The organism is Aquitalea sp. (genome assembly GCF_030150775.1).
In the GTDB taxonomy this organism is placed as follows: domain Bacteria; phylum Pseudomonadota; class Gammaproteobacteria; order Burkholderiales; family Chromobacteriaceae; genus Aquitalea; species Aquitalea denitrificans.
The window spans coordinates 78,742-92,499 of record NZ_JASLFG010000041.1; the positions used below are offsets into that span (position 1 = coordinate 78,742).

The following is a 13,758-nucleotide window of genomic DNA, read 5'->3' on the forward strand; positions in this document are numbered from 1 at the left end:
GGGATCAGAGAAAAACCATCCGTCAAAGTAGTCAATCGCACCATAAATGACATATGGCTTTTTCTGCACAGGTAGAAGTCATTGAAGCATCTAGCAAACTAGGGGCGATTCAGCAGGTCAAGACAGGGTAACTAGACTTCACGTGTATCATTCTCTGCAACCCAAGCCAACCAACCCGCCCGATGAGCTTGGGCATCGAATAGCGCATGATGCCAAGGTCTGCCCTTTGTGTGATGGCGCGCTACAGCCCGATTAAAAGCTCTTGAATCCATCAATGGCCGCAGATCAAGCCATCCGGCTAGGTTTATTGGCCAGTCCCCATCAAACACGTCGGCGAGGAGATCCCGGTCGTGTTGTGAGTCGCATGCAACCGTTACGCTATACGGTAGCGTAGCAAACCAAGCCATCAACCTATTTTTAAGGTCAGTCTTGCTAACCTCTGCATCAGCAATTCGACCTAAGCACGAACACACGGCCGCCAGAACGAAGGCATTGCATTTTAAACGGTCAAAGTCTTGCACTTCTAGATATAACTCATACTGACCATCTTCACTAATTAAGCCAAGGCTAATCAGCTCACAATCAATAAAGTCAGTAAACTCAGCATCAAAAAAAATCAACATAATAAACGCCAAACCTCCATATCTATCAGTCATCTTGCTTACGCACACACATATAAACAAAATTAAAACCAGATTGTCAATACAAGCCAAACCAAATACTACCATTCGAAATTTTAAATACAACCGTATCAACCGCAAAATATAGATACGTGTAACACCACAAAAACAAAACTATTAGTTTTCAGAAAATTACAATTGCGTGACATAAAGATCCGCATTACACTGCCAGCCAACATTTTCTGACTAACACCTATCAAGCGCTAAATCTCTCAGCCCCCTTGCACCCAGCATAGCGACCAATATCCCTAACCCCGCTCTCACCAATGCTTATCAATTCGGCACAATGTGCAGAATGGGCAATGTATTGCCAAAATACAGCCAAACCATATAAACAATGACAGTCATTCATGCAATATTGAGCAAATATTTTGCACGTAATATTAGTAAGAATAAATATATATTCTCAATCAAAGAGGTGGTTTTTAATGTCATTGAAAATAAAGAGGCCCAGAGGCATCGACGGGGAGCGCCATGCGATTCTAGTAGATGAGACAGGAATTCCCCTCTTCTATCCCACTCTTTGGGTAACCGTGGCCCTTCGCGGTGGAGCACGCGCTGTGAATACGATCCAGAATGCTCTACACGCAATCAAATGCCTATACGCCTGGCAGGCCACATACACCATAGATGTCGAGCAGCGATTTGCCGGAGGCAAGCTCTTGAAAGCTAATGAGGTGCATTCGCTGAGAGACTTCCTACAGGATTCACTTAAGCAAAAAGCAAACCAGAAGGTTGTTTCAATAAAGCGAAAACGCAAAACAGTCGACAAAAGCACCCAATATGCGCGGATGACAGTGGCTGCAGAATATCTTGAGTTCCTTGCCAGAAGATTTTATCCATTGTCAGAAGAAGCTGAGAAGCAGATTAGCGCGATGGTGGCTCAGATCAAAGCAAACCGCCCTAATCAAACGTCAAAAACAGCGAGTCGGGAACGAGATGAAAAACACTTAGAGGATTCAGCTCTAGATGCCCTTGAGGAGAAACTTAGGCCTGGAGTAGAAGAAAACCCGTTCACAGACCATTCTGTCCAGTTCCGAAATGCTCTTATTTTTATCATCTTACGAGTGACCGGAATTCGACGTGGAGAACTGCTTAATTTAAAGGTGGAGGATATTAATTTTTCAGCAAACTATTTACGGATCGTAAGACGACCAGACTCACCAAACGATCAACGCCGTTATCAACCAGTGGTAAAAACACGCGAGCGCCAGTTCCCCCTAGATCCTGAACTAGTAAACCGGATATATGAGTATGTAACTCAACACCGCAGTAAGTTATCGGCAGCTAAGCAGCATGGTTATCTCTTTGTCACTCACAAAGAAGGGAGCCATCAGGGGGCGCCTATCTCCAATTCCACCTTCAGCAAATTCATAGAAGCCCTAAAGGGAATAGTTAGCACGATTCACGCGCACAAACTTCGACATCATTGGAATTACTCATTTTCGAATCTGAGCACAGCTAAAGGCTTATCGCCAGAACGAGAGGAAAAACTAAGATCGTACCTGATGGGCTGGGGGCAGGCCTCTAAAACGGCGGCAATCTACAACCGCAGACATATCAAGAAAGAGGCAGCAGAATCCATGCTGGAACTTCAGCATAAAATACTTGGCAAAAAAATTGAGAAAAATAAATGAACAGCAATATGCAAGTGCTACAAATAGCTACAAATAAACAATTTGTTTCCAGGGATGGATACGAGGTTGACTTCGAAGCTCCTAGCTGGAAACTCAGCAAGGATGTCAGTATTCGAGTAATAAATGCCACTACATACTTAAATGGCAGCATGTACGAATCGTACCGGGAAGTCCTTGCCTTCTATGCAAAAGGGAACTCACCAGATTATGTGCAAAACCTTCACTATCAAAGCATGCATTATTTTAATGCGTGCGGCATCAAAACAATTTTTAGCGTAGAATCGTTCATTTCATATCGAGCACTACTGGGAAAGCGTGGTGAGAATAAATTTGCACAACTACGCACTTTCATTAAAAAATGGAGCGCTTTAGGATACGATGGAATTTCCGATGATGTTATTCGCTTGCTCAACAAGTGGACACTATCAGGAGGGGACAGAGGAGCACCAATCCGTTCAATGTGTCCAGAGCGGGGACCTCTGACCGACATCGAAATGGATGCAGTGATCAGTGGCATTACTATTGCATATGCTAATGCCAGAGTATCTCTCTTCGAAATATCAATTGCGATGACAGTGATCATGACGGGTCGCCGGCCAACTCAAATCACAGCCCTTAAGATTGGGGACTTAATTAGTCATTCTGGAAAGAATTTTCTGAACGTACCACGAGCAAAACAACGGAGTGAAGGTGGCTGGCGAAAGACATTCAAACAAATACCAATCATCGAGGATCTTTGGTTGCTACTGAAGCAACAGGCCGCGGCAGTCTATCGGGAGTTCTCTGCTCGGGCCGCTTTAAGCGACGAACAGAAGACAAAGTTACCATTATTCCCGAATTACTCTGCATTCGATGATTCGGAAGATATTAACTCCCAGCTTAACGACGACAGGCTACATTTGCGAAACGAAACACTGGCGAGAACGATGGTTCATATCGCAAAGATGATATCAGTGAATAGTGAGAGAACCGGCGCCCCGATCCTGATGAACGCGTATCGCTTTCGGTACACCCTCGGGACAAATCTCGGACGTGAAGGCAAGGGAGAGTATGTCATTGCGGAGGCACTAGATCATACGGACACACAGCACACCGGCGTGTATGTCAAGAACCTCCCTGAAATCGTAGAGCGAATCGACAAGGCTGTCGCGTATCAACTTGCACCGATCGCACAAACATTCCAAGGGATCATCATCAAAACTGAACACGATGCGCACCGCGGAAGTGACCCAAGCAGTCGGATCTCGAATGGTGCCGAGAATTTGGGGAACTGCGGAAGCTATGGCTTCTGCAATGCATTGGCCCCTGTAGCCTGCTACACCTGCAACCACTTCCAACCGTGGCTCGACGGACCACACGAGGGCGTCCTCGACTATCTTCTGCAAGAGCGCGCTCGGATCCTTGATCTCACTGACGATCGCAAGGTCGCATTTGCAAATGATCGCTTAATACTTGCCGTCAGCGATGTAATCGTTCGCTGCAAAAAAATGAAAGAATAGATGGCGCATGGCTAAGGTTTTGCTGTTCACTCCAAAACACGAACACAACTGTCGAAGAAATCTAGCAGATTTTATTGAGATGTGCCGAGATCGTTTGACGGTATTTGGCGAAAATCTTGACTGGGAGGCAGATAGTTGGCCTGGCATCGCAAATTTCACAGTGATTGGAGCCCGTGCTCGAGGCTACAAGCAAGACGAGCTCTTAGATTTCGAAATAATGTCATTTGCCAAGGCCTACCTCAGGTATCAGCAAGGACATAACCCGACAAAACTAAAAAATGAATTAAAAGCGCTTCGATGTATCGAAAAAGCCCTCCTCCAAACATGTGGCAGAGCTGATATCACGCTGGTTAACCACATCGTAATGGATGTTGCCGCGGAAGTCGCCAGGGAATACAAAGCCACTGCATATCAAGCAGGCATACAACTTGTCAAACTAGTCGAATTCCTAAATGAGGCGGGTATTATTCATCTGCGCCTGACATGGAAGAATCCATTCTCTAAGCCAAAAGAAATTGATAGAACCGATGCAGACGGGAAAAGGAAACGTGCAGAAAAGATACCCCCAGACCACTGCCTTGAGTATATGGCAGAAATGTACGCGAACGACTTGAAGGATCCTCGGGACCGTTTTACTACTTCTATCTTTGGTCTTTTGATGTGCGCTCCATCTAGAATTACTGAGGTCCAGGCATTACCGCTCAATTGCCTACATTATGAAAAAGATGGTAAAGATGTTGAGCGAGTCGGCCTTCGGTTCTGGGCAGGAAAGGGATACGGACATGATATCAAGTGGATACCTACCGTTTTTAAAGAAGTCGCCCAAGAGGCGGTTTATAGGTTATCTTCCCTCTCTGAGCCAGGGAGGGATTTGGCACTATGGTACGAGCAGCACCCAGATAAATTCTATCGACACGAAGGTTGTCCAAACGTTGGAGAGAACGAGCCAATCACTCTAAGTCAAGCTGAAGAAGCTCTAGGATTAAAACCAAACAAAGGATATTCAGCCAGGCAATTTTTCAAAAATTATTATCCATATAATGTACTCCGCACGGAAGGCAAACCGCTGACCTTAGCATTTATAAATGAATATTGCCATGCTCAACTTCCCGAAGGATGGCCGTGGCTTAGAAGAGATCTAGGCATTAAGTACTCGGAAGCGCTTTGCTGTTTCCGGATGCACGAGTTTCGCCCCGATCTGAACACAAGCCCTGTGATGCTTTGGGTACCTGACAGCAACACGTTTACAGATGACCTTAAATTAGTTTCAGGGCGAAACAAGAGAAGCATCTGGCAGCGTCATGGTTACAAAAACCCTGATGGAACGAATATTTACCTCACTTCACACCAGATCCGCCACTACTTAAATACCGCAGCCCAGCGTGGGGACCTCGGGCAGTTGGATATTGCAAAATGGTCTGGGAGAGCAAATATTCACCAGAATGCGGTCTATAACCATATGACTGATAATGAGTATGTTGCTGCAGCCCGCGAAGCAGGTATCGGCAATGAACTCGTCGCGAAAATCAGGGCAAACGCTCCAGTGACATACAACGATTTACAAGCCATTGGCGAAGGAATAGCGCATGTTACGGAATTTGGCTTCTGTGTTCACGATTATTCGATGGTACCTTGCCAACGGCAACGCGACTGCTTGAACTGCACTGAACAGGTTTGTGTTAAGGGAGATGTCGAAAAACTGAAGCGATTGAAACGGCAGCGCGATGGTATCCATTTGCAGCTTGAGAAAGCCAAAGCAGCATCAGCTGTTGGAATATATGGAGCAGACCGTTGGACTCAACATAAGCTCAAAACACTGGAACGAGTAGAAGCACTCATCCATCTACTGGAGTCCGATCATGCTCCGAATGGTACGATCATCTGGCTTAGCAACGACCAAGAGCACAGTGCGCTAAAGCAAGCAATTGTTTCCCAGCTACCGGAGCAGTCGTTGAAACAATCAGCAACACCAGAAATTGAAGAAATCCGTTTGCTGTTGGAGTGAAATTAGAAATGGCAAAGCATTTAACTTCAAAGGATATTGTTATCCTCATCCAGCTAATTGACGCCTGGGAAGGAAAACTCACATGGGAGGCTCTGTGTGAGGAAGGAGCAAAGCTAATCGGCACCCGTCCCACAAGACAGACGCTCAATACACATAAGCAAATTAAAAATGCCTACTTGAACAGAAAGGAGCAGTTGAAATCGGGACCCACCCCATCCAAGCGACCAGCCAGCTTGACTATCGCAGAGCAGAGGATACGTAGACTGGAGAACACGAGCAGCAGATTGATGGCGGAGAATGAGAGGCTGCTTGTGCAGTTCGTACGGTGGCAGTACAACGCCTACAAGCACGGTATTTCGAAGGAGAAGTTGGATGCTCCACTACCTCCAATCGACCGAGACTCGTCGGAGAAGCCATAACCCATTGCAAGTAAGGCAAATCTGAAGTGTAAAGTTTAATGAACCCACAATACTGTTATTTTACAAATTTCTTTACACCTCGCTCACATGAGGAGCCACACGCCAGTAAAAAACTGAGAAATAACAAGGACAATTTGTGCTGTGGCCTACTTTTTCCGGCTATGTGAGGTGTTAACAACCGTTTTGAGCCAGCTTGGTGCACACAATAAAAAAGCCAGATCCGCGGATCTGGCTTTTTTTATTACAGTAGTCTCGCTATACCAGCGCGGCCCTAGCACACCTCCTTGTATCAACAGTCATAAACATCCTTAGGCGAAGCGCCATCAATACCGGTAGCGTGCTTGGCATAGCAACTGGGTGACGATCTCTTGGTACTGGCGTTTAAAGTAGTGCTGAATGCATCAACCTACAACACCATCTATAACATTCCGCCGAGCAAAAGCATTCGACTGTTTCGCTAAACTCAACAGGCAAATACCTACTATGCATTGCGTGGTGACAGTACATACACCCTGGCAAGAATCTTGTTGGTAAAACCATTGCATTCCTTGCAGTGAGGCCTGTGTTAAACAGCGCATGCAAGATGGCTAATCAATAGAAGTACCCACCACCTATCTCCGCCCGCAAAACAAACGCTAGAACTGTTTGCAGACCACTCCTCTTTTAGATAAAGCCGCTTAAACAAATAGCCTGACTATCTATCTGATAGCCAGGCTAGTTTCATTGGCTATCACTCCAAAGCATTTAAATCCGGTTGCTGTAACCGTTGCAAGCCCTTCAAACAATGATTGCCACAGGCTGCTATAGGCATCACAAGAGTGAACATAGCCAGCCATATAGCAGCCCGGGTAAGAAATAGACCTTCGTCACAGAACCTCATAGTTAAAGACTGACGTACTGCTACAAAACACTATTCATCATCGATCAAAGGGAAACTGAACCGCTACCGCGCATGTTTTGGTACATAAGGTTTATCACAAGTGAAGTAGTCGTCCATGAATTAAAAACACTTAAATACGACTCACCACCATGTAGACTGAAAATGTTGGTCGCCCCCCCCACATTATTACTTCGAAAATACACACTGCGGCTAACTACAGTCGAGCACCACATGACAGGAAAATCTATTAACTTTTGTCAACATCAAATAAAGCAAGAATAAGCCGCACCCGAATCAAAGCATGAAGGCAATAACAAACCGTGATATAGCTAGATTACGGAAAAATTCAAATATCTCATCCGAAATTTGACAAGCTATAGCTATTAGTACAATTACATTTGCATCATGTAAATTAATTCAAACAGATCAATGCAACAGAGCCAGTCAAGTCCTACTGCTCTTTAGTGCAGTAAAACGTAGCTCAACCATTGCCCGATGTCTCAAATCAAAATCAACAATTTAAAAGTCAATCAATAACAAATCATAGAACAAACAAAATATCAACTTACATATAGAAATTTCCTATCGCAATGAGGAAAATAAATAATTCTCTTAAGAAAATTCTTATTATTTCAAACCATGAATTCATCCAAGTTCCAATGGCGTTTGAGTTATCAAGTGCACTTAAATCTCATGCCAAAGGGACCATTCATGAAAAATCTAGTGAAAATATCGCTATTTATCGCTGCAGGTGTAATAGCCAATCCATCAAACGCTGCCGCAACAAATTCGGGTCAGATTTCATTTACTGGAAGTATTGGAAGTAGTACCTGTCTTATTGACGGAGAACTGCAAGGCTTTAAAACAGTTGATTTTGGTTCCTTGCAACCTTCGGAAGTACCTGCAGCTGGTGCAACTCCTGTTCCATTCACCCTTACGATCTCTGGTGATGCTGCATCGTGCAACAAGGACACCGTATCAATAGCATTTAATCCAAATAATCCAAATATCGATAAACCAACAGGCAACCTGAAATTAAACGGGCCATTACCTGCTGGTAATGTGGGGATCGAACTTGCAGCGATTCCATCTGGAGGTGGTGCCGCAACAAAAATTCGCCTTGGTGGAAGCAATGGGTTTACCAATGTGACCATTACCCCAGCCATGTCTACGACACCAACGGGAAATCGCTCAGGAACAGCTAATCTGCAAGCCAGATTGGTACGTGTAGACCCGAGCATACCGCCGACACCTGGCTCAATATTTAGTCAGATTGACTATGTATTGGTTTATCAATAACAAAACAAGTCGTATATAACTACAACTTATAATTAATCCTGCAGCTTCGCCCAAAATATGCGCGAAGCTTTTTTAACTAAAAAATCATATGACATCAAATTTAAAAAATAAATACACCCTGATAGGACGATGGATAATTTTGTTAATGCTTACACAGCAAACACATGCTGCAATAGTGATGAAAGGTACAAGAATAATCTTCCAATCAAACGAACAAGAAACAAGTATAGAAATTAACAACAAAGGCACAGTTCCATCACTGGTACAAACATGGATAGACAGAGGAAACATAGAAAAATCACCCACAAACATACAAGTTCCATTTGTGTTATCTCCGCCAATATTTAGGATAGACGGAAATAAAAGACAAATATTGAGAATTATATACACTGGAGAAAAATTACCAGACGATAGGGAATCAATCTTTTGGTTAAATATTCTAGAAATACCTCCAAAAAATAATGAAAACAATACACTGCAGTTCACTTACAGAAGCCGGATAAAGTTATTTTTCAGACCAGAATCACTCCCCGCTGCGGCAAATGATGGGATAAAAAATTTAGGGTGGAGCCTATTGCATGAAAATAATAAATACTTTCTAGACGTAAAAAATACCAGCCCATTTTTTGTATCTTTAATAAATATTAAAATAGAAAATAAAATATTATCAACAGAGGCAAAGCCAAGCATGGTTGCACCATTCACAAATGAAAAATTTGAGCTGGAAGAAAAGAATATTACTGTACCACTAAGAATTGAATACAAGGCTGTTAACGATTTCGGTGGAATCACCACCAAAAATATAGAAATAAATGAAGTAAGAAAAATACCGTAATATAAAAGCAATGCGAGACGGGAAATGGTAAAAAATTGCAAATGGGAAAATACCATTCAAAAGCATGGCATTAAAAAATCAAGCAAAATTATTACAAAAATAATTGCAATATATTTCCCTCTACACATGGCAAGCGAGTTCTCAACCGCAGACGTTCTAAATTCCGCTACTAGCGATTCAAAGAAAGAGTCGGAAACAAAGAACAGCGATATTGAATTTGATCCGGCATTTTTATATCAAGATTCCAACACCCCCACCATAGACCTTAGCAGGTTCAATAAAAGTGCAAAATTAATAGCCGGAAAATATAGATTTGAAATATATGTTAACAGCACGCCCAAAGGCCTAAAAGAAATAATAATAAATGACAGTAAAGATTTAACCAGACAAGTTTGCATCAGTAAAGAACAGCTCGCCGAATTTGGTATTAACTTCAACAAAATCAATCAACACATCAAGTTAAATCATGAATCAATACTGTCAGAGCAAGAGAATAACTGTTATGACATTTTGAAAAATATACCAGGAAGCACAATTGACACGGATCAGAGCGCGCAAAAACTAACATTAACTATTCCAGAAATATTCTTAACTAATCCAAGAGTAGGTACATATGCAGACCCATCAACTTGGCAACAAGGCGAGAGTGGATTACTAGTTAACTATAACAGTAATTTTTTTCAAACCAATACCTCGCAAAGTGCATATGTAGGAATCAACAGCAGTGCAAATTTTCAAGGATGGAGGCTACGGCATTCAGGATCACTGAATTGGAATAATCAAGACAAATCTACAATACAATACAACACAAACAATACATATCTACAAACAGATAGCACAACACTCAAATCACAAATAATCATTGGGGAAACCATTACAAATGATAATTTATTTGACAATATTCCATTTAAAGGCATGCAGCTATATAGCGATGACCGAATGCTCGAAGATGTCGCTCAAAGCTATGCACCAATAATCCATGGTATTGCAACTGGCAATGCCAAAGTGTCCGTTTATCAGAAAGAACAACTCATCTATGAAACTACAGTTGCACCAGGTCCATTCGAAATAGATGACATTCAAGCCCAAACCGATGGCGGGGATTTGAAGGTAGTCACAACTGAAGCAAATGGATCTCAGCGTAGTTTTATTGTTCCTTATGCATATTCACCAGAATTATTACGTGTCGGTCAATATAGATACAATATTGCACTAGGTAAAGTACATCTCAATTCAATTAAAAATAATCCAAATCTATTTCAAGGCATATTTAGACACGGATTCAATGGAAACTGGACTGGATATGCAGGCCTGATTTATTCAAACAATTACTCAAGCGCATTAATTGGAAGCGCACTAAACATCAAATTTGGGACAATATCTGCGGATATCACACGGTCAATGTATCGACCAGGTCATGAAGAATCGCAATCTGGCAATAGCTTACGCTTTGCATTTAGTAAATCCCTGCCTGAGAGCGGAACTAATATTTCTATTGTTTCATATAGTTATTTATCCAGCCAGTATTTAACCTTAAGCAATGCAACAAGATTGATGGACCAGGGTTTCATTAGCACAAATATGCAGCCACTAGTTCAAAAACAACGAATAGAAATAAATCTCAACAAAAGCATCAAATCCAAATCTATATATCTGAATGGTTCGATATCGCAATTTTGGGGAACGAAAGAAAAGTCAATAAATATATCCGCAGGATACAGCGACACCTGGAAAAATATAAATTCCACCCTGGCACTACAGAGAAGCAAAGAATCCTATAACAATACATCGTCATTTAAAAACAGCATCAATTTAAATATTAGCATTCCATTCGGAAAAGAAACTGCCAGATCATCCATTAACAGTCTAATTTCCTATGAAGGAAACGAAATTTCTCAGTTGAACACAAGCATATCTGGACGATTTAATAATAATGACAGTGCATTCTATACAGCATATAGCAACTCAACAAATAATAAATCTTTAAATGGTGGCGTGCGGCTTGGATACATGTTCCCAAAAGTGGCAGTCTCTGGCGGTATAAGCTCAGGGCCTGGATATCAACAGTACTCTGCAACAGCAACAGGCGCATTGATTGTACATTCCAACGGAATAACCATGTCACAAGCAACTGGAGAAACCGTTGCACTGGTTCATGTACCAAATGGAGAAGGTGCTGCTGTTGGTGTTTCAAGAACACCGGTTGATAAATATGGCTATTCCATCATTAGCAATCTCACTCCATATCACGTCAATAAAATTGATCTGATAACCAAGAAAATGCCTCTAAATATAGAGTTGGCACAAGACAATAATACTGTTTTAACTCCACGCGCCGGGGCAATTATGCATATAGAGTATGCAACACAACCATCTTACAGCACGATAATCAATAGCACTTTAGAAAATGGGGATCCGCTTCCATTTGCAGCAAGTATTTTTGATGAGAATGGAAGAGATGTTGGAATTGTCAGCCAAGGTAGTCGAGTTTTAGTAAAAAGTATAAATAAAAAAGGCACATTACTAGTCAAATGGGGAAATCAAGCAGATACCCAATGTACCATCTCATATGATTTGGAAACAAAATCAAGGCCGAGCAATTTAAAATTCAACTACATATCAGAAATATGCCAAAGACACATCAAAATTATTCAATAGAATAATTATTCAACTTAAAACCAAACCAACAAAATAAGAAATAATATTATGAATAAAAATTTAACGCTTAATAATTCATTTCATAAACGAAGGAAGTTTGAATTAATCACCATTGGAGTTGGAATATACTCATGTCTTGGCAGTGCTCTAGCAACACCATCCGGAGGTCAGTTGATTCGAGAAATTGACCAACAAAATAGAATAGATATTCAGCCAAAACAAGCACCATTGCAACTTGATATAAATAGCAATACAAACAAAAAAACAGATTCTACTGGAGATGATGTAAAAATACTCATTACAGAAATAACTTTAAGAGGAAATCATGCGTTCAGTCAACATGAATTACATCCAATATTCAAGGATGATATTGGAAATAAATACAATCTTAAAGAATTGAAAGACATTGCTCAAAAAATAGAAAATTTTTATCACACACATAATTATGCATTTGCGCATGCGTATATTCCACCACAAGAAATTAGTGATGGGAAATTGATCATAGAAATAAAAGAAGGGACATATGGAAAGATAAAATACGACAATCAATCAAAATTGAAGGAATTTGTCATATCAAACACAATGCGCTCAGTTATAAAAAATGAAACAATTCAAACAAGCAATTTAGAAAGCGCCTTGATCAGATTAAATAAAATAGCCGGAATTAAAGCAACATCCACATTAGAAGCTGGGACTGAAGATGGTCAAGCTGATTTAACAGTTAATATAGAAAGCACAAAAGCGCTCAGTGTAAATGTGAGTGCAGACAATCTCGGCAATAAAAGTACAGGTCACTACAGGGCAGTAGGAGACTTGACGCTCAATAATCCATTAAATATTGGGGACCAAGTAAACATAAAATCATTGATAAGCAATCCTAAAAATCAATATCAACGAATTAATTATTTAATACCAACAAACATCGTAGATTCAAAAATTGGAATAACCTATTCCAAAATGCAGTATGCAATTGACAGAGACATGGCCAATTTAGGAATGCATGGATATGTAAGCTCAAGAGGCATTTACCTGCAGCAGCCTGTTATTACACAAAATAATAGATATTCAGAACTGGAAATTAAATATGAAGAAAGATTATTTAATGACATGACAGGCCTGTATGAGGACACAAACAAAAAGAAGTCCAAAATCATTACCACGTCGTACTCGAGTAGTGGTGCAAATGTAATTTCTAATAGATCCTTAAGTAATTTTTCAGCAAGCTACAGCATTGGTCGGATTGCAATTCTGAGTCAGGAATTGGAAAACTATTACCAAAGAACAACGAGAATTCAAGGAACTTTTAGTAAATTAGCAGTGACTGCCAGCCACGAACAATGGATAACAAATAGTACAAGCGTATTCGGACAAATTAATATGCAATGGGCAGACAAAAATCTAATTTCCGCTGAAAAGATTGGATTGGGTGGTGTTTATGCAGTCAGAGCTTACTCTGCCAATGATGCAGCAGGGGATGTAGGTTTTGTTGGCAATCTTGAAATACGACAGTCGATTAAACCTCAAATTCAAGCTTCATTGTTTTACGATTATGGACAAACACATGCAAGCAAAAATAGCTGGGGAGAATATAATCCACTTATCCGCAGGGCTGCAATTGGAACGGCACTAGTATTGGCAAATAAGGGCGGCTCAATCAAGCTTACAGCTGCATTACCGGTTGCTCCGGGGAAATCTAGTAATACCCAGAAAGCACCATCCGCATGGATTCAGACTAATTATATATTTTAATATATTAAAACAAGATAAAGGAGAGTGTAGAATTTATTGAATTGATTTGGTGTTGATTTTATTTGTACAGTACCAGCTTTAAAACACATCATAATTG

At 41.1% G+C, this 13,758-nt stretch carries 8 protein-coding genes; 7 read left to right on the plus strand and 1 reads right to left on the minus strand.

Going from position 1 to position 13,758, the window contains the following annotated elements; translation table 11 throughout:
* Positions 1 to 131: 131 nt before the first annotated feature.
* Positions 132 to 728, minus strand: coding sequence for a hypothetical protein (locus QVF59_RS14840; protein WP_287880950.1), 597 nt, complete (start codon positions 726 to 728; stop codon positions 132 to 134).
* 512 nt (positions 729 to 1,240) lie between these two features.
* On the opposite strand from QVF59_RS14840, the gene QVF59_RS14845 reads away from it, so the two are divergent.
* From QVF59_RS14845 to QVF59_RS14875, 7 genes are all read left to right on the plus strand, one after another.
* Positions 1,241 to 2,317 carry a site-specific integrase gene (locus QVF59_RS14845; protein ID WP_287880952.1) on the plus strand — a complete coding sequence of 359 codons (1,077 nt, stop codon included), beginning with the start codon at positions 1,241 to 1,243 and terminating at the stop codon, positions 2,315 to 2,317.
* Positions 2,314 to 3,816 (plus strand): site-specific integrase, encoded by a 1,503-nt coding sequence (locus QVF59_RS14850; protein WP_287880954.1) that lies wholly within the window; start codon positions 2,314 to 2,316, stop codon positions 3,814 to 3,816. Before QVF59_RS14845 ends, QVF59_RS14850 begins: the two co-directional genes overlap by 4 nt.
* Before the next feature lie 7 nt (positions 3,817 to 3,823).
* On the plus strand, positions 3,824 to 5,821 hold the full coding sequence (locus QVF59_RS14855; protein WP_287880955.1) for a hypothetical protein: 1,998 nt from the start codon (positions 3,824 to 3,826) through the stop codon (positions 5,819 to 5,821).
* Between the two features lie 2,010 nt (positions 5,822 to 7,831).
* Positions 7,832 to 8,419, plus strand: a complete 588-nt coding sequence (locus QVF59_RS14860; RefSeq protein WP_287880957.1) for a fimbrial protein — start codon at positions 7,832 to 7,834, stop codon at positions 8,417 to 8,419.
* 145 nt (positions 8,420 to 8,564) lie between these two features.
* Complete coding sequence (locus QVF59_RS14865; protein WP_287880959.1) at positions 8,565 to 9,254, plus strand: fimbrial biogenesis chaperone; 690 nt, start codon at positions 8,565 to 8,567, stop codon at positions 9,252 to 9,254.
* A 24-nt stretch (positions 9,255 to 9,278) separates the two neighbouring features.
* A complete protein-coding gene (locus QVF59_RS14870) occupies positions 9,279 to 11,912 on the plus strand; it encodes a fimbria/pilus outer membrane usher protein (protein ID WP_287880961.1) in 2,634 nt (877 codons plus the stop codon).
* A 48-nt stretch (positions 11,913 to 11,960) separates the two neighbouring features.
* Positions 11,961 to 13,661 carry a ShlB/FhaC/HecB family hemolysin secretion/activation protein gene (locus tag QVF59_RS14875; protein WP_287880963.1) on the plus strand — a complete coding sequence of 567 codons (1,701 nt, stop codon included), beginning with the start codon at positions 11,961 to 11,963 and terminating at the stop codon, positions 13,659 to 13,661.
* The last annotated feature ends 97 nt before the right edge of the window (positions 13,662 to 13,758 follow it).